This window comes from Ohtaekwangia koreensis (genome assembly GCF_900167975.1).
Taxonomy (GTDB): domain Bacteria; phylum Bacteroidota; class Bacteroidia; order Cytophagales; family Cyclobacteriaceae; genus Ohtaekwangia; species Ohtaekwangia koreensis.
This window is the reverse complement of the sequence record NZ_FUZU01000002.1, coordinates 277,472-296,624: the sequence shown is the minus strand read 5'-3', so window position 1 is coordinate 296,624 and position 19,153 is coordinate 277,472. Positions and strand designations below refer to the sequence as shown.

Annotated in this window: 13 protein-coding genes; 10 read left to right on the top strand and 3 right to left on the bottom strand. The window is 40.9% G+C overall.

What is annotated here, in order from left to right; translation table 11 throughout:
* Positions 1-21 precede the first annotated feature (21 nt).
* The 3 genes from B5Y40_RS14175 (at position 22) to B5Y40_RS14165 (ending at position 4,504) form a co-directional block, all read left to right on the top strand.
* Positions 22-849, top strand: coding sequence for a phosphatidate cytidylyltransferase (locus B5Y40_RS14175; RefSeq protein WP_079687455.1), 828 nt, complete (start codon positions 22-24; stop codon positions 847-849).
* Between the two features lie 372 nt (positions 850-1,221).
* Positions 1,222-1,848, top strand: a complete 627-nt coding sequence (locus B5Y40_RS14170) for a WbqC family protein (protein WP_079687454.1) — start codon at positions 1,222-1,224, stop codon at positions 1,846-1,848.
* Between the two features lie 112 nt (positions 1,849-1,960).
* On the top strand, positions 1,961-4,504 hold the full coding sequence (locus B5Y40_RS14165; protein WP_079687453.1) for an ATP-dependent Clp protease ATP-binding subunit: 2,544 nt from the start codon (positions 1,961-1,963) through the stop codon (positions 4,502-4,504).
* A gap of 66 nt (positions 4,505-4,570) precedes the next feature.
* Here B5Y40_RS14165 and B5Y40_RS14160 read toward each other — a convergent pair whose 3' ends face one another.
* Positions 4,571-5,470 carry a LysR family transcriptional regulator gene (locus tag B5Y40_RS14160; protein ID WP_079687452.1) on the bottom strand — a complete coding sequence of 300 codons (900 nt, stop codon included), beginning with the start codon at positions 5,468-5,470 and terminating at the stop codon, positions 4,571-4,573.
* A 57-nt stretch (positions 5,471-5,527) separates the two neighbouring features.
* Between B5Y40_RS14160 and B5Y40_RS14155 the strand changes: the two genes are divergently transcribed.
* From B5Y40_RS14155 to B5Y40_RS14145, 3 genes are all read left to right on the top strand, one after another.
* On the top strand, positions 5,528-5,983 hold the full coding sequence (locus B5Y40_RS14155; protein WP_245840549.1) for a rhodanese-like domain-containing protein: 456 nt from the start codon (positions 5,528-5,530) through the stop codon (positions 5,981-5,983).
* Positions 5,984-6,482: 499 nt separating this feature from the next.
* Entirely contained in the window at positions 6,483-6,944 is a 462-nt protein-coding gene (locus tag B5Y40_RS14150; RefSeq protein ID WP_143785774.1) for a hypothetical protein, read from the top strand.
* Between the two features lie 546 nt (positions 6,945-7,490).
* The gene (locus B5Y40_RS14145) at positions 7,491-10,988 is read left to right on the top strand and encodes a sensor histidine kinase (RefSeq protein ID WP_159453705.1); all 3,498 of its coding nucleotides are present in this window, start codon (positions 7,491-7,493) and stop codon (positions 10,986-10,988) included.
* 96 nt (positions 10,989-11,084) lie between these two features.
* On the opposite strand, the gene B5Y40_RS14140 is transcribed toward B5Y40_RS14145, so the two are convergent.
* Entirely contained in the window at positions 11,085-13,652 is a 2,568-nt protein-coding gene (locus B5Y40_RS14140) for a phosphoenolpyruvate carboxylase (RefSeq protein WP_079687449.1), read from the bottom strand.
* Positions 13,653-13,805: 153 nt separating this feature from the next.
* Positions 13,806-14,468 carry a 3-hydroxyacyl-CoA dehydrogenase family protein gene (locus tag B5Y40_RS14135; RefSeq protein ID WP_079687448.1) on the bottom strand — a complete coding sequence of 221 codons (663 nt, stop codon included), beginning with the start codon at positions 14,466-14,468 and terminating at the stop codon, positions 13,806-13,808.
* A gap of 72 nt (positions 14,469-14,540) precedes the next feature.
* On the opposite strand from B5Y40_RS14135, the gene B5Y40_RS14130 reads away from it, so the two are divergent.
* The 4 genes from B5Y40_RS14130 (at position 14,541) to B5Y40_RS14115 (ending at position 19,150) form a co-directional block, all read left to right on the top strand.
* Positions 14,541-14,921, top strand: a complete 381-nt coding sequence (locus tag B5Y40_RS14130; RefSeq protein ID WP_079687447.1) for a RidA family protein — start codon at positions 14,541-14,543, stop codon at positions 14,919-14,921.
* A 126-nt stretch (positions 14,922-15,047) separates the two neighbouring features.
* A complete protein-coding gene (gltX, locus tag B5Y40_RS14125) occupies positions 15,048-16,583 on the top strand; it encodes a glutamate--tRNA ligase (RefSeq protein ID WP_079687446.1) in 1,536 nt (511 codons plus the stop codon).
* A gap of 100 nt (positions 16,584-16,683) precedes the next feature.
* Complete coding sequence (locus B5Y40_RS14120) at positions 16,684-16,908, top strand: hypothetical protein (RefSeq protein ID WP_079687445.1); 225 nt, start codon at positions 16,684-16,686, stop codon at positions 16,906-16,908.
* A 622-nt stretch (positions 16,909-17,530) separates the two neighbouring features.
* Complete coding sequence (locus B5Y40_RS14115; protein WP_079687444.1) at positions 17,531-19,150, top strand: M14 family metallopeptidase; 1,620 nt, start codon at positions 17,531-17,533, stop codon at positions 19,148-19,150.
* Positions 19,151-19,153: the final 3 nt, after the last annotated feature.

The window sequence follows — 19,153 nt, the reverse complement described above, 5'->3', positions numbered from 1 at the left end:
CTAACTGCAACCAGATTTTCTGTGACTTCTCTTACCAAGTATAATAACCTGACCCTTCGCATTATTACCGGCTTGCTCGGTTCAGCCGGTATCATTACCGCTGTCTGCCTGAGTGAATGGGGATACTTTGCAGTATTTTTTATCATCTGCTTTTTCTCGCTCATCGAGTTTTATAAACTTGTAGGACTTGATGGCATGGTACCTCAAAAAGCACTGGGTACATTAGGTGGTGTTCTGATCTTTACACTTTCCTTTCTGATTGAAAATCACGCGATCTCGTACCGGTATTATTTTCTTTTCTTCCCAATCATATCGTGTGTATATATGATCAAGCTATATAAGAAGTTTGAGAGAAAACCTTTTACAAACATAGCCTTTACGTTCCTCGGTATATTTTATGTAGCTATACCTTTTGCCTTATTGAACATCGCTGCCTTCGAGAATGGCGTTTACAACTTTGAAATTATATTCGGATGCCTCTTTATTTTATGGGCAAGCGATACCGGAGCATACTTTGCAGGAACCTATTTAGGTAAACGAAAACTCTTTGAACGCATCTCTCCAAAGAAATCATGGGAAGGTTTTTTTGGAGGAGCATTGCTCGCCATGATTTTCGCATATGGACTGTCAACATATTTTCATACGCTTTCGCTGATTCAATGGCTGATCGTGGGAGTGATCATTATCGTAGGTGGAACTTTTGGTGACTTGGTGGAATCCCTTCTGAAAAGAAGTATAGAAATAAAAGACTCGGGCACGAGCCTTCCAGGACATGGAGGTTTTCTCGATCGTTTTGATGGTCTGCTGATTTCGGCACCCTTCATTGTTGCATATCTCGAGATCTTCTAGGGGAAGTAAATCGCTTTATAATTTTTCTTTATTCCGAGAACACATTCTGTTTTAGTAGTTTGATGATTGCATTGTGCGTTATCTTTTTGAAAGTACCTCTGATGCTCCACCCATACCGTTGGATGAGCACCAGTCCGTTGTGCCCGTGTTGAAATTTTTCAAGGATGGCATAATTGATTGAGGAGTATTCTCAACAGGATAAGCGATACATTATTATTTGGACACGGTGACCAGCGCGTGACCTTCGCCAACAACTTTGCATACAGGAGACTAAAAGGCTAACGATGATAAAGCAGAATGTTTTTTATGATCAGCCAGACTTATATATAGAAATTCTGTGTTACTGATAAATTTGATCCTTAATATAAATACGTGAAAGTTTTAATTGAGTCACACTATCTTCCATCCATTGCTTTTTTTTCTGCGTTGTCGTCCTCTACAGAAGTTATAATTGAGCGACATGAGCACTTCATGAAACAAACATATCGTAACCGTTGTCACATCAATACATCCCATGGAGTGGAGCAACTCACGGTGCCCTTAACAGGTAAGCATGGTAAAAATTTTATCACTGATATACGAATTGATTACACACAGAAATGGTTAACAAATCATTGGCGCACCATACAATCAGCGTATGGAAAAGCTCCGTTCTTTGAACATTATGTAGATGATCTTGAAAAAGTACTTTTCAAAAAATATGAATTCTTATATGACCTGAACATTCAATTGCTGTCAATGTGTCTTGCATGGCTCAAGTGGAATGTAGTTGTCAGCGAAAGTTTGTCGTATGAGAAAGAATACCCTTCCACTACAATGGACCTTCGATCTTTGATAAACCCTAAAAAAACAGAGCTTTTGGCAAAGTTTTATAATCCATCAGAATATACTCAAGTGTTTGGCAACACGTTTGTAAGTAACATGAGTCTCATAGACCTGATCTTTTGTGAAGGGCCCGTTGCTTCGAAGATTATCCGGGCTTCCGCAGTAGAAAAATGAACAAATGTTAATTTGAGCGTGTTTCTTACGCAGTATTAAATCTTCAGGCTTACGATAGTATTGAACTGACAAAAAACTTTACATTTACACTAATCATTTTTGATTTTCTCTTATGGAAGCTAAATTTTCCAACCGCGTTAAAGAAGTTATATCACTCAGTCGCGAAGAAGCTCTTCGGCTGGGACATGACTATATTGGCACTGAACATCTTATTCTCGGAATGATCCGCGAAGGCGAAGGTGTAGCAGTAGGGGTGCTGAAAAAGTTGGGTGTACCAATGGATGAATTACGAAACGAGATCGAAAAGATATCCAAAGGAACAGCAACGCATCAGATTAAAAACCTGGCGAATATACCATTGACAAAAGCTTCTGAAAAAGTTCTGAAGATCACATATCTTGAAGCAAAAATTTTCAAGGCTCAACTTATAGGCACTGAACATTTGTTGCTCTCGATACTGCGTGACCATGATAATCTTGGGACGCAAATTTTAAATAAGTTTGACGTAAACTACGAGACCGTAAAAGAAATGCTGGAATACCAAAACGAAGGTCCGATGGCGTCACAGGATACGGACGATCCGGATGATGATTCATCTAAAATTTTTGGCGGTGGCGCACAAGGTGGTGCAGCCGGCAAAGAGAAGAAGGGAACTGAAAAATCCCGCACACCTGTGCTGGATAACTTCGGCCGCGACTTAACACGTCTGGCTGAGGACAATAAACTCGATCCTATCGTTGGTCGTGAAAAAGAAATTGAACGTGTTGCTCAGATTCTTTCAAGAAGAAAGAAGAACAACCCGATTCTTATTGGTGAACCAGGTGTGGGTAAAACTGCTATCGCGGAAGGACTTGCTCTGCGTATCATTCAAAAGAAAGTATCTCGCGTGTTGTTTGGTAAACGTGTTGTGACGTTAGATCTCGCATCATTGGTTGCCGGCACAAAATACCGCGGACAATTTGAAGAGCGTATGAAGGCTGTGATGAATGAACTGGAAAAATCTCCAGATGTAATTCTCTTCATCGATGAGCTTCATACTATTGTTGGTGCAGGTGGAGCTTCCGGCTCACTCGATGCTTCCAACATGTTTAAACCGGCTCTTGCCCGCGGAGAAATCCAATGCATTGGAGCCACTACATTAGATGAGTACCGTCAATATATAGAGAAAGACGGAGCGCTCGCGCGCAGGTTCCAGATGGTAATGGTAGATTCTACTACACCAGAAGAAACAATCCAGATCCTCGATAACATTAAAGAGAAGTATGAAGATCACCACCATGTGATCTATACCAAAGAAGCTATCGATGCGTGCGTGAGACTTTCTGATCGCTATATAAGCGACCGTTATCTTCCAGACAAAGCGATTGATGTTTTGGATGAAGCCGGTGCACGTGTTCACATCAACAACATCCATGTGCCTGAAGACATCGTGAAATTCGAAGAGGCTATAGAAGATGTTAAGAAAGAAAAAAATCGCGTTGTAAAAAGTCAGAAGTACGAAGAAGCAGCACAACTGCGTGATCGTGAAAAGAAACTGATCGAACAACTCGACATCGCGAAAGCGAAGTGGGAAGAAAAAACACGTACTGAAAAGTATACAGTTAATGAAGATAACGTAGCCGATGTTATCGCAATGATGACAGGCATTCCGACAAAACGTATCGCACAGAAAGAAAGCAACAAGCTTCTGAATATGGGCGAAGAACTAAGCGGAAAAGTTATCGGTCAGGAAGAAGCGATCCGTAAGCTGGTGAAAGCTATACAACGTACACGTGTAGGCTTGAAAGATCCTAAGAAACCGATTGGTTCTTTTATCTTCCTGGGTCCTACTGGTGTTGGTAAAACAGAATTGGCAAAAGTACTCGCTACGTATCTTTTTGATAAAGAAGATTCACTTGTGCGCATTGACATGAGTGAGTATATGGAGAAATTCTCGGTATCTCGTCTTGTGGGTGCGCCTCCAGGATACGTTGGTTACGAAGAAGGTGGACAGCTTACTGAAAAGGTAAGACGCAAGCCATACTCTGTCGTATTGTTAGATGAAATCGAGAAAGCTCACCCGGATGTATTCAATATACTTCTTCAGGTGCTTGACGATGGTATATTAACAGACGGACTTGGTCGCAGAGTTGATTTCAGAAATACAATCATCATCATGACTTCTAATATAGGGGTTCGTGATCTGAAAGATTTCGGAACAGGTATAGGTTTCGCTACTGCTGCAAAGCGCGAAACCGAAGAAGAGCACATGAAGCTTACCATTCAAAATGCGTTGAAGCGTGCTTTCTCTCCTGAATTCCTGAATCGTTTGGACGATGTCATTGTGTTCAACTCTCTGCAACGCGAACATATCCACAAGATCATCGACATTACGCTGGGTAAGTTATTCGATCGCATCATTCAGATAGGCTACAATGTGGAGCTTACTGATAAGGCTAAGGATTTCCTCGCAGAGAAAGGATATGATCATCAATTCGGAGCACGTCCTTTGAACCGGGCGATTCAGAAATACCTCGAAGACCCTGTAGCAGAAGAAATTCTGAAAGGCGAAGTAGAAGAAGGCGGAATCATTCTTGCCGACTACGATGGAAAGAGCGATGTGCTTACCATCAAGGTCAAGAAAGCGAAAGCTTCTTCGAAAGAGAAAAAAGAGTAATACGCTAAGTATATAATTAAAAGGGACGGTTCATCACCGTCCCTTTTTTTGTGCTATATCATTTAGTTATATAGTCCACTGAAGGTTGATTTCTGTCTGCAGAAATTCAATGAAGTGATTAAAATACTCGGGATATTTTCGGTCCGTCATGATCGCTACATAGTGTTTACGCTTCAGTCCCGATCTACCAATCTTTACAGCTTTTATTGGCTGATGTTTGAGGTATGGTTGCAATGCCCATTTCGCCATGACCATGATTCCCATACCAGCCTTTACCATCTCAATAGACGCCTCTGTTAATGGAAGCGGTGTGATTTTTTTGGGAGATACACCTGCAGGTGCAAGCACAAATTGATGTACAGTAACAGTCTCCAAAGGCAGTGAGTGAATCAAAAGGTGTTCGGAAGAAAAATCCTCTGCCACTACAAATTTCTTAGTAGCCCACGCATGATTCTCAGAAACAGCAACGAGCATTTCATCTTGAAATAATTCCAGGTATTTAATTTTATCATCTTTAATCGGGTCACTGGTGATCGCTACATCTAATGTACCCTCCAATAATTTTTGAAGCGGATAATGTGTTGCTTCCATTACAATTTTCAAATCGACATTCGGGTAAGTCAACTGAAATTGTTTCATCACCGAAGGAAGCCAATGATAGCTTGAATAACATTCGGTGCTCAGCCTTATCTCTCCAGTCTCACCATATACCAGTTTTTTAATTTGCTGCTCCGTATCATGAAGCTTTTCTAAAATCTCATTCGCAGTTTCATATAGTTTTTCACCTGCTTTTGTGAGTATCATTTTTTTATTGACTCTTAAAAAGATCTTGGTCCCCAATTGATACTCTGCCTCCTTCAACTGATGGCTTAATGCGGATTGCGTAAGGTGTAATTTGTCAATCGCTTTTGTAATGCTGCCTTCCTCTACGATAGCCTTCACAAGTTTTAAATGCCGTATCTCCATACTGTAAATTTAAAATAGTTTCCGCATCACACTATATGAATAAAATCGATGCTTATCATGAAATATTTGATTTCATATAGTGATTCGTATGCGTTTAGTTTGACACTAAATAAATCACGTATGAATGCACAGACTAAACATTATCACGACAAGCTTGAATTCGAGATTGACTCTTCGGACTTGTTTGAATTGATCAGTAATGGTCAAAAAATAATTCCTGTAGATGCACGTAAAGCTTTCGGCTATGAGGCTGAGCATATTCCGGGTGCAATAAATATTCCTCATCGGACGATGACAGAAGATAGCACACGAGACCTTGATAAAGATTTTTTGTATGTAACCTACTGCGATGGTATAGGTTGCAACGCCTCTACAAAGGGTGCGCTTAAAATGAGTCAGCTGGGTTTTAAGGTAAAGGAATTAATAGGAGGAATCGCCTGGTGGAAACTGGATGGCTATGCCACGGAAGGAGCTAATGCCGCGCAAGGGTTAAAGATTCAATGTGCATGCTAATGTTGTATATGCAGAATAAAGATTAGTCCCGGAATACTCCGGCTAATCTTTAAAATATTACTTCCTGATCTCTAATCATATAGTATACCGCTCAACGTACGCTGGAAAGTACAGGTTTATTTCATTTTGCCTCTTTGTGCCACTTTGCAAGCGTCATGGCCAGTCTGGAGTATGTGTCTCAAGTCTTTATTCAGAATGTAGACATCATTTTCATCACTCATTTATAGGTATATCTATATTCTTAAAGGAACAGATTTGCAACATCATCTTGCGTTCATTGCAAATCCTTACACGTATAACACTTTCAATTTTTTAACGCCAGCTCCGCGCAACCCGTTGTATATATTCGGCCAAAAAATAATTTATGAAAAGATACTTTACGAACGTAAACACAAGCTTTATCAAATCTGCTCTTGCCATAGTTATGTTGATAACTCTGTCTTGTGCAGCACAAAGTCAAAGCTTAAATGCAAATTGGAAGCAAGACTTGACGAACGCAATGAAGACCTTTTTAGGTTGTCAGGATACATTAAATAACAGCCGTGGCTGCAGTAAATTTTTAGGAGAGTCGCTTCATATCGTTTATAGAATAAATGATTTCTACTCTCAAAAAACAGGCAGGTATATGGTAGCTGGTGAAATAGCAAGCTTTTTAAAGAGCAGCAATCAATGGAAGCTTCTGGGGCCGAGTTATGATCAAAAAACATTAACGCAGGCACAAGAGCATGCCAATGCAAAGAAAGCTGTGGTCGCTGTTTATACCAGTACCTCCGGCAGCAGTCATGTAGTATTGATTAATCCCGGTGTGTTGCAGTCCTCGGGCTCGTGGGGATTAAGTGTACCAACAGCAACATCGTTCCTCTTAAGTCAGCCCGATAGGTCTTTTGTTGACAAAGGGCTTTCCTTCGCCTTCGGAAAACTGTTGATGAAAGATGTTTCAATCTACGTAAGAAGCTACTGACACCAGGGGATGGCAATTTTTGTTTGAAGGCCGGCATATCCCTTACAAATACGTTAGCTTACATGAATATATTGACTATAGCTATAATTACAGCTATAGTCAAACAACCTCTCAAAACGATTCGAAATTTTTCCTGCAATGCTGCTAACGGTCGCTCTGGTGGTATTCAGCTGCAAAAAATCGTCATAACATCGTTTTAACTATTTATTGTCCAACATTCATTGTTCGAATTAGACAATGAAGTTTTTCATTTCCATTATAATGCGATAAATTCACTTTCTTTACGATAATAACAACGCGGTGGCAGAATACGTTGATTTGCCCAGTCATGGGGCGTTGTAATCTTAAGAAGATCCGAATGATAATAAGGTTTCTAACGTGAATATCTTTGTTGAGACGTCAATATAGTATACTAAAATATTTTAAAACATCTTTTGGAACGGAAGGAATTTAGCGTCCCCGAAATTCAAGCATATATCAATGCGCATTAAGATCCTATCAAGAGCTGAACAGACGCAGGCTATAACTACCATATATGCAAACTGCATGAAATCACTTTTTTGTGTTATTGTAGTGGTATTGCTGTGTTCTTTCGTTCAGAAAGAACCTGAAAGTAAAATAGTAAAGTACACTACACGCAACGGCTTGCCACTGAAAGTGATCAACAGCATCACTCAAGACAAACAAGGCTTTATGTGGTTTGCTGCTGAGGATGGTATAGCGCGCTTTGACGGGTATATATTTAAAATATTTAAAAATGACCCTGATGATTCCTTAAGCCTGTCACATAATTATGTGTTTTCAATTTTTACTGACCGAGAAGGTATAATATGGGCGGCTACACGGAAAGGAGTAAATCGATTTGATTCCAAAACCGAACGCTTTATTCATTATCAGCATGATCCTAAAAATAAAAATTCACTTGTAGGAAATGACGTGTCCTATATTTCAGAAAGCCCAACTGGGAATTTATGGGTGTCCTCCTGGGCAGCGGGCTTTACATACATTGATAAAAAGAAATCCAAACTGATTCAATATTCACAGTACAACTTACCAGGATTGTCGAGTGTACGAGTTGTATCTATATATGAAGATATCGAAGGCTTGCTCTGGGTAGGTTCGTTGGATGGAGGTTTGGATATATTCAAAACGAAAGATGGTATAGTATCACAGAAAGTAAAAAGCTTGCGACACGACACTATGTCTGCTCTGCACAACGTCAGGTGTATACGTCCTGATCACTTTGGTAATGTATGGATCGGTACTATCGATGGGTTGGTTTTCTTCAATAGAAAACAACAGACATTTCAGCTTTTAAATACAGAAAATAGTGCTTTAAAGGGTAATGTTATCCGGTCACTTCAAGAAGACAGCCACGGCAATTTATGGATTGGTGTGGAAGATAAAGGCTTGCACAAGATCTCGCTCAGTAACCCTAATGATACTTCACCTGTAAATTTCAAAGTAGAGCCTGTTACTGGCAGTGATGAATACGGTGTGTATAAGCTCACCATTCATTCCATTTATGAAGATCGTGACAAGAATATATGGCTTGCTACCAATGGTGAAGGTGCACAGATGATCAGTGGTGTAAAAGAAAAATTTATGCGGATCGAAGTAAAGTTGTCAGAGAAATCCGATCGAATGTATACACGCTTCTGGGGCATGTGTAGTGATGAGGAGAAGAACCTTTGGCTTGGATCGGATGGTAACGGGCTGTACAAGTATAGTAGTAACGGGACGCTTCTGAAGCATTACGATGTGGATGGGAAAAAAGGAAGTCTGACCGACCGCGCTATATTATGTGCGTTTCGTGATCATACGAATACACTTTGGTTCGGTACATATTCACAAGGGTTGTTCCGCTATAATAAGAAGACAGACAGCTTCACAAACTATAAGCATGATCCTAACGATCCGAAAAGCTTGGGTCGTAATGATGTGCGCGTAATTTTTGAGGACTCAAAGCATAATCTCTGGGTTGGTACGAATTGGGGCGGACTGAATCTTCTCGATCAAAACACGGGAACGTTTACCAAATATACTATAGCAAACAGCACGATAAGCAGTGGCGATATACGGGCCATTGTTGAAGACAAACAAGGAGGGTTATGGCTGGGTTGTTCAAAAGGTGGCGTAAATTATTTCGACCCTGAAAAAAAAACTTTCACCCAATACTTTAACGACCCCGAAAGTAAAAATGACCTTTCCGGTAACATGATCTATGCGCTGCACTTTGATAAGCGCGGAAGAATGTGGATTGGTACAGAAGGCGCTGGTTTATTAATCTATGATTCTGCTCAGCATAAACTGCATCAGATTGGAGAGAAAGATGGTTTGTTCAGCAGTACTATATTTGCTATTCAGCAGGACGCTATAGGCAACATTTGGATTAGCTCAAATACCGGTATAACAAAATGGGATAAGAAGGAGAAGAAATTCTATAACTACGATGCATCAGACGGTCTGCAGAATGGCCAATTTAATTCATGCTCGTTCTTGTATGATAAGCCCTTAGGTTTAATGGCTTTTGCCGGCACAGAAGGAGTAACGCTGTTTCATCCCGAGCAAATAAAATCGAGTTCACAACACCCCGTTATAAGCATTACAAAGTTCGAACTATTTAATAAACCGGTAGAAATAAATACAACGGATGAAGATGCTGTCTTAAAACTGTCTATCAGCCAAACAGATGCTATTACTTTGCGGTATGATCAATCGGTATTCACCTTTGAGTTTGCTGCACTAAACTATACCCTTCCTGAGAAGATCCAATATGCTTACAAAATGGAAAACTTCGACAAGAACTGGAACTATGTAGGTTCAAGCCGAACGGCTACGTATACAAATCTCGATCCGGGCAACTATATCTTTAGAGTGAAGGCCTCCAATACAGATGGTGTATGGAATGAACAAAGTGCTTCTATTGTCATACATATTATACCTCCCTGGTGGAGGACGTGGTGGTTTAGAATCGTGACTATACTTGTATTAGCAGGAATAGGTGTTGGCTATTATAAAATTCGTGTACGAACTATAAAGGAACAGAATAGAAAGCTCGAGCACACAGTGCTTGAAAAAACAAAGGAGCTTCAAAGTGCAAATGAAGAATTGGTGTTGCGTGAAGAAGAGATCAAAGCTCAAAATGAAGACCTGTCATTACAGAATGAAGAGCTCACACAAAGGCAGGAAGAAATTGCTACCCAGCGTGATCTGCTGGCAGAGCAAAATCAAAGACTTGAAGACGCATGGAAAACTATAGAACAACAAAATAAAGAGATCCTTCTGCATAACAGAAGCTTAGATCTTGAGATAAAAGAAAGAACGCATGAACTGGTAGAGTATAATCAGCAACTTGAGCAGTTCGCTTTTATTACAGCGCATAACCTACGCGCGCCTGTTGCTCGCATATTAGGCCTTGGTAAAGTTCTGGAACTTATACGCCAGGATCCTACTGAAGTAAAACTGATCGTTGATAAACTAATATTTACAACGGAGGAGTTGGATACCGTTGTGAAGGATGTAAGTACGGTTCTGGAAATCAGAAAGAATAAAACGTATGTTGTTGGAAAGCTGAACTTCGAAGAGGAGCTCGCTATTATAAAGGAGAACCTGGAGCATGAGATCACGGAGACTCGTGCAGAAATTATTGATGATTTTTCAGAGGCGAATGTAATCCATACCGCGAAGCCTTACCTGGATAGTATACTGATCAATTTGATTCATAATGCTATTAAATATCGTGATGTTAACCGGAGACTTTCCATTCATGTGAAGACCGGTGTAACGGATGGTTATATATGTCTTACTATTCGCGATAACGGATTGGGGATTGATCTCGATCTTCACAAAAAGAATATGTTTAATTTGTATAAGCGCTTTCATACGCATGTAGAAGGTAAGGGAATGGGGCTATATCTTGTGAAAGCACAAGTAGTAGCGTTGGGCGGAAAGATCGAGGTGGAAAGTGAAGTGAATGTGGGTACTACTTTCAAAGTATTCCTTAAAAATAACGAACCGGCAATGAACAGGGTTTTGTCATGATATATACTCTATAAGCTAATGTTACAAGTCTTTAAAGTATATAGATAAAAAACGGGAGCCAAACGAATGTCTGGCTCCCGCTCTACTTATACTATATTATGCAGAGTTGCGCGCGGCATTGATAATGCCAAACATACATCGCATTACCAGCTTGCGATATTGCTTCTCAAACGCTTTGTCTTTGTCCTTATCGTCAGGATCGCGCAATTGCTGTAGGGCAAATTGTTGAATGGTGATTAGCGGAAGCACAATGCGCTCGCGCAGTTTTACAGAGTCGCGGTTTACCGGTGTGCTCTCCATCAACTCAGATAATCCGGATACTTCCAGGATCATTTCGCGTGACAGTTTGAATTCAGCATACATCTTCTTCCAGAACTCACCAAACTCTTTGTCTTTTGAGAGATACGCTGTCGCGGGATAGTAACATTTAGTAAGCGACATCATACTGTTGCTTAACAAGGTGCGGAAGAATAATGATTGCTTGAATAATGCTTTCAACTCGCGAAGCTTGCCCTGTCTTTTTAATTCGCGTATAGCAGTACCTACTCCGTAAAATCCGGGAATGTTCTGTTTCATTTGTGCCCATGATCCTACAAAAGGTATAGCACGAAGGTCTTCGAATTTCAAACTTCCTGAACTACGCTTTACCGGGCGCGAACCAATGTTGGTGTCGCCAAAGAATGCAAGCGGTGTTATCTTTTCGAGGTAAGGAACAAACTTAGGATGTTGCTTCAAGTCCAGATATGCTTTATGACCTTCTTCGGCCAGCATATCCATCAACGCTTTCTCATTGGCTTCAAATGTATCTATATTCTTGAAAACAGAATTCTCTATACCAGCCGATAGAAGTTGTTCAAGATTATAGCCGCATGAAACAGGTTTGCCAAAATTAGAACTGATGGTTTGACCTTGTATCGTGATCTGTACTTCTTTGTCTTCAATCGTATCTCCTAATGATGCATAAAAGTCGTGCGTGTTTCCACCGCCACGTGCCGGAGGGCCACCACGTCCATCGAAGAACACCGCTGTAAATCCTTCTTCACGCGTGATGCGTGTTAGATTTTCCTTCGCCTGAAATATAGACCAGTTTGCACGGAGATAGCCACCGTCTTTTGTACCATCCGAGAAGCCAAGCATAATGATCTGCTTGTTGCCTCTGCGTTTAAGATGCTCGCGGTATGCCGGAATATTATATAGTGCTTTTATAACAGAAGACGAGTTCGCCAGATCTTCAATCGTTTCAAATAACGGAACTATATCCAGCTTGAGATCTTCCTCTTTGCCCAGGATCAGGTTGGCCAATTGAAACACACGAATAACATCGAGCGCTGATTGACAATTACTGATTACATACCGTTGGCAACCTTCAACTCCATTTTGTTCCTGAATTTGTCCGATTACATCTATACTCTCGATCAGCTCCGTAACAAACGAATCTTCGAATTTTAAAGAAGCTGGTTTGAAGTTGAGTGACAGTAGTGTATCTATCTTCTCTTGCTCGGTGAGCTTATCGAAGTTCTTTAATTTTTTATTCTTGCTCTGAAGTTTCTCGATACAAGCTTCCCACGCGTAAGCATGTTTACGACTATCCTGTCGGATATCCATGCTTGCAAAGTAGAATCCGAATATTTTTACTTTCAGAATAAACGCATCGAGAACATCCAGGAAAAGTCCGCGGTGATCATTAATGAGCACATCACGCGCTTCAAAAAGATCATTCAACAATTCATCAGGGTGATGGTATATCTCGCCGTAGCCACCGAATGCGATCGGGTATACTTTGGTTTCTGCGCGACTGATAATGTGATCAACTCCTTTGAAAGTAAGTCTGCGTTTCAAAAAGCGAAGATCACGATGATAACATTTTAACAATGTTTCCTGAAGACGCTGTGCAACTTTAAGTGTGATCTCGTGTGTTACAAACGGATTACCGTCACGATCACCACCCGGCCAGAAACCTATCTTGATCAAGTCGAAATTATTCCATTCTTCCAGTTTGATATTCAAACCAGACATTAACTTTTGAATGATCTCTGGTATTACCGGGTAGAAAACATTTTCAAGAAACCAGCACAAGCTTACCGCTTCATCGAACGGTGAAGGTTTTTCTTTATTTATGAAAGCTGTCTTCCCTAACTGGCGAAGCAACAGATTTATATCATCTAATTTATTTTCGCGAATGGTTTGTTCAAGATCATTGATAATCGCCAAAACGCTGCCTGGATAAAATTGTGTAGGGTGCGCTGTTAACACAATTCTTACACTAAAATCTTCCAGCTTCTTTTTCAATTCTTCTTCCAGGCCTTCGGAGTTCGCGCGCAACAGCAACGCAGAAACAGTACCCTTACCGTTGAGGTTGTTGATCTCATCAAAGGCAGCATCTTCAATTGAATCGAACAATACAACCTGGCGCTCTACATATTGTATGAAGTTGAAAAGCAAATCGAATTGTTCTTCGCGTGATGCCTGTGGTGTAAAGTCGCTAAAGAACTTACGGATGATCATCCGTGGATCCCTTCCTTTTTCATACCCTGTTTCGCAGGCTTGCTGTAACAGGGGCAACAACGTACCGGTACGATAAATACCCGAATACGGAAGGTTAAGAAAAAGACTGTTGTACATGTGGTACCGGGTAGAAACAGTCTTATTGAACTCGCTCGCCATGGTATAAATTTAGAAACCCGACAAAGTTATCAAATACTGCTTTGACGGGTAGACAGGTAAAATATATTGCAAATTTTCTTTTCGAAAACGTTTACGGGATGGAAAAGCCAAAGAATGATAGCCCAAAATCTAATGTAAAAAAATGAAGGATTTTTACTGACGCAGATACTCTTTCTTCAACAACGGACAGATTTTATAGCGCTCGTCTTTAGTGTCTTCATAAAGCGCCTCCAGCAATTCGTAAACATGCTTGATGCCAATCCGCTTGCACCATTCAAAAGGACCATACGGATAATTAGTACCAAGCTTCATGGCCATGTCGATGTCTTCACGCGTAGCAGTTCCCTCCATGGTGGTATAGTATGCTTCATTAATGATCATGCAGATCACACGCGGTGTAACTAATCCCACACGATCTTCTACCACCAGGAATTCTGTTTTCAGATCATCACAGATTTTTTTCAGGACTACTTCATCTTCAGGTTTCCAAAGACTTACTTCCAGAATAGACCGGTTAATAAATGTAGGCAATCCGTTGAATCCAAAAATTTTGCTTTGCAGATTATCGCCTGTCATGAAAGCGAGTTCACCTAAACTGATCTTGCATGTGTTTAAGAATACGGTTGTCTCGTTGTTAATATAGATCTCAAACCTCTGAGGCTCTTCATCAATTATAAAGTCAAGCACGAGATCATGGCTCTCTAAAAATTTTTCAGCGTCACGGTGTTCACTAACAAATGAATACTGGTGGCTATCACCAAACTTCAAAAGGCTTTCGCGATAGTGTTCTTGCTCACCAATGATTAAAATATTCATGTGCTGAAAGTAAATCCGTTGCCGGATGCTATTTTTGACAAACCCTAAATTAAATTTTAATCTAAAGAAAACATGTCAAAATCAGTTGTTTATTCTGATCAGGCTCCTGAACCGATTGGTCCCTACAGCCAGGCAATCCAGTCCGGTAATATGCTTTTTGTGAGCGGACAGGTTGCCATCGAAAGAAGTTCCGGAAATATTATCACAACCGACATTGAATCGGAAACACGTCAGGTTATGATAAACCTTGAAAAAATATTGCAAGCAGCGGGATTCGATTTTTCGAATGTGGTGAAGAGCTCAATCTTTTTGAAAGACATGAATAACTTTCCGAAAGTGAATGCCATTTATGGCGAGTACTTTAAAACAAATCCGCCTGCACGTGAAACGGTAGAAGTAAGCAGACTGCCGAAAGATGTTAATGTTGAAATTTCCTGCATAGCAATAAAATAAGAATCCGCTACGGAATGCGAAGTATTTGCACAAACTTCGTTTTCCGTAGCCTGTAAATTCACGCTCCGCGCCTCGTAAATCACCCCTCCTTTCTTACCTTTGCAGTCCAAATTTTGATTTCGAGAGATGAGAGAAGTACGCGTACGATTTGCGCCAAGTCCCACGGGCGCATTGCATATCGGTGGAGTAAGAACAGCACTATATAACTATTTGCTGGCACGTCAGCATAATGGTACAATGATCCTTCGTGTAGAAGATACCGATCAGAATCGCTTCGTGCCCGGAGCAGAAGAATATATACAGAAAGCATTGGCCTGGGTAGGCATCAAAATCGATGAAGGTGTTGGTGTTGGCGGACCGCATGCACCGTATCGCCAGTCTGAGCGTAAGCCTATGTATATGCAATATGCCAAGCAATTGATTGATGCTGGCCATGCATACTATGCATTTGATACAGAACAGGAATTGGAAGCGATGCGTGAGCGATTGAAACTTGCTGGCGTTCCTTCTCCTCAGTATAATAGCATTACGCGTGCACAGATGCGTAACTCTACAACTTTACCAGAAGATGAAGTAAAGGAATTACTCGAGACAAAAGTGCCTTATGTAATTCGCTTGAAAGTTCCGCGTAAAGAAGAGATCCGTTTGAACGACATGATCCGCGGATGGGTAATGGTACACTCATCACAAATTGACGACAAGGTGTTAATGAAAAGCGATGGCATGCCTACCTATCACCTTGCCAATGTAGTAGATGATTACCTGATGAAGATCTCGCATGTGATACGTGGTGAAGAGTGGCTTCCTTCTGCTCCACTTCACGTGTTGCTATATAAATACCTGGGATGGGAAGATGCAATGCCTCAGTTCGCACATTTGCCGTTGTTGCTGAAGCCCGACGGTAACGGTAAACTTAGTAAGCGTGATGCCGACCAATTAGGCTTTCCAATATTCCCACTTACGTGGAAAGACCCTGAGAGTGGTGAAGTAGCGACTGGTTATAAAGAATCCGGTTATTTACCCGAAGCCTTGATCAACTTCCTTGCATTTTTAGGATGGAATCCCGGTACTACACAGGAAATCTTTTCGATGGAAGAACTCATCAAAACTTTCTCAGTAGAACGTATCGGTAAGGCGGGAACAAAATTTGACATTCATAAAGCACAGTGGTTCAACCAGCAATATTTACGTGCCAAGTCTGACGAAGTATTGGCAGAGTATCTGCTGGAGTCATTGAAGGATGAAGGTATAGATTGCTCGAAAGAGAAGGCCGCGAAGATTGCTGCCGTTATGAAAGAGCGAGCTACATTTCCCAAAGATTTCTGGGAGCAAGGAAAATTCTTTTTCCACGCACCGGTAACATTCGATGAAAATGTAGTAAACAAAAAATGGAATGATGATGCTGTAAAAGTTCTCTCAGCGTATAAGGATGCCGTTGCAGCAATGCCATCGATAGATGCTGTTGCAGCGAAGTCTACGCTCGAACAGGTTACTGCTACATTGGGAATCGGTACTGGTAAAATCCTGCAGGCATTGCGCGTATCTATAACAGGTGCAGGTGCAGGACCTGATCTGATGATGATCATGGAAATTATCGGGAAGGACGAAGTTATCAGGAGAATTGAATACGCACTCCAAACCATCAAGGTGAAGGTTGCGTAGTATATGCTACAGGTTTGCTGGCTACAGGCTTCGCGCGCTACGGGAATGAAACATCTAGTCGCGTAAAGCCAGATGCAGGGAACCAATAAACTTTCACATTATGTCAAAGAAAGAAAAGAAACCTGCCAACACACCGAAGCCACGTGTTCACAAAGAGCTTCAAGGCCTCGATATAACCATCGATCAGTTCGGAGAAATTAAGTCGAGCATGAACATCGAGAAGATCAACGACTTCCTCGATAAAAATGTTGACGATAAAAAGTTAGCGGAACGCGATGACTACGATGATATGAAAAAAGGAAAGAAGAAAAACAAAAAGCAATAGCTTCTCTGTATACTTCTTTCTTGCAAGAGCTGAGGATATATCTCCCGCAGACTTCACAGATTAACGCAGACGAAATACAAAATTGTATTTAAAAAATCTGCGTCAATCTGCGCACTCTGCGGGAGTTTGCATTTATATCTATAGTAGTTCTCTCTGATACCGGAATATATTTCCCGCAGACCTCACAGATTATGGCAGACGAAATGCATGGTTGTATTTAAAAAATCTGCGTCAATCTGCGTACTCTGCGCTATTTTGCATTTATATCGATAGGAGTTATTCTCTGATACCGGAATACATTCCCCGCAGACCTCACAGATACCGCAGACGAAATACAAGGCTGTAGTTAAAAAATCTGCGTCAATCTGCGTACTCTGCGGGAGTTAGCATTTTATACCTATAGGAGTTCCTCGCTGATACTGGAATACATCTCCTGCAGACCTCACAGATTATCGCAGACGAAATACAAGGCTGTAGTTAAAAAATCTGCGTCAATCTGCGCATTCTGCGGGAGTTTGTATTTATAGCAGTTATACTCTGCAAGAGATTTATTTCTCCACCCGTCACAAAACGTTTCTTCAGTACCCACAAGTTTTTAATATTGTAAAGGTCAATAATCAATATGAAGAAACTTTTTATACTCATCCTTTCACTACTCCCGACTATTCTTTCAGCACAGCATACCTGGCCAGAAGAACTGATCATTACCCCGGAAAAAACAAACTTCGAAAAGACTTCAACACATAAAGAAGTCATGAATTATCTACAGGCTATACAACGGCTGAGCAAAGAAGTAAAGGTTATATCCATGGGCAAAAGTCAGGAGGGGAAAGATATACCAGTAGCTATACTTTCAAGGGCAGGTATACACTCAGCAGCAGAAGCACGGCAATCCAAGAAGCTCATCGTATATATCCAGGGAAATATACATGCAGGGGAAGTAGAGGGAAAAGAAACGCTGATGATGCTGATGCGCGATATACTGCTTGGTGATAAAAACTATCTGCTCGATAATCAGGTCCTTCTCTTTGCTCCTATATATAACACAGACAGTAATGATAAAATGGAAAAGGGGAGACGGCCCTCGCAGGAAGATAGCCCAATGGAAGTTGGTATTCGTGAGAATAGCCAGGGACTCGATCTGAATCGTGACGGTATAAAACAGGAAGCCATCGAAACTCAAGGTTTATTTGCTAACATTATAAATGCATGGGACCCTCATGTGTTTGTCGATCTTCACACCACAAATGGAACGTGGCATGCATACTCCCTGACATGGGCGCCAAGTTATCATTATGCAGGAGAGTATTCCACGTATGACTATACCAATAATGTGATGCTCCCTGCCATTACAAAAAAAGTGTATGAAAAGCATGGATTGCGTCTCGGTCCTTATGGAGACTATAGCGTTGAAGAGGGATGGCCGGTAAAAAATTTCTATACCTATAACCACCATCCACGCTACCTGATCAATCAATTTAGCTTACGAAACAGAATCGCCATTCTCAGCGAAGCTTTTGCGCATGAACGTTTCTATCAACGCATTAACTCTACGCGCGCATTTGTGGCAGAAATACTGGAGCACACACATGCGCATGCTGCTGAAATTTCTCAAATCACTGCCAAGGCACAGGAGGATGCGATCCGTACAGTAAAAGAGCAAGCCGGTAAAGTAAAGAAAGGTGTGCGCTTTAAAATGGTATCGAAAGAAAAACTGAAGAATTTTATAACCTATGATTATGTAGGCTCAAAAAAAGCAGACGGTACAGCCACGTGGCTTCGCACCGGTAATATTATCAGTGTTGATGAAGTCAATTATTTCGGACAATTTGAATCTGTTGTTGAGAGTATAGTTCCAGAAGGCTATATTATTCCTGCTACGTTTAAAAATATAGCAGACCATTTGAAAAAGTTAGGGATTCAAGTGAAGCAACTCGATAAAGCGCAGTCATTTTCGGGCGAAGTATATAGTGTTGAGAAGCTGAGTAAGTCTGAGCGAAAATTTGAAGGCCACTTTATGGCAAAGGCGGAAGGTAAATTTATAGGAGCTACGCGAAAATTTAAGAAGGGTGATTATATTGTTCCATTAGATCAACCATTGGTGAATTTGATTTTTTACATGCTTGAACCTCAGTCAGATGATGGTTTGGTGACGTGGAATTTCTTTGATGCCGCGTTAAGTAATGCTGGTATAAACAACAAGTTGGTAGAGTATCCCGTATTTAAGTACTATAAAAAATAACAA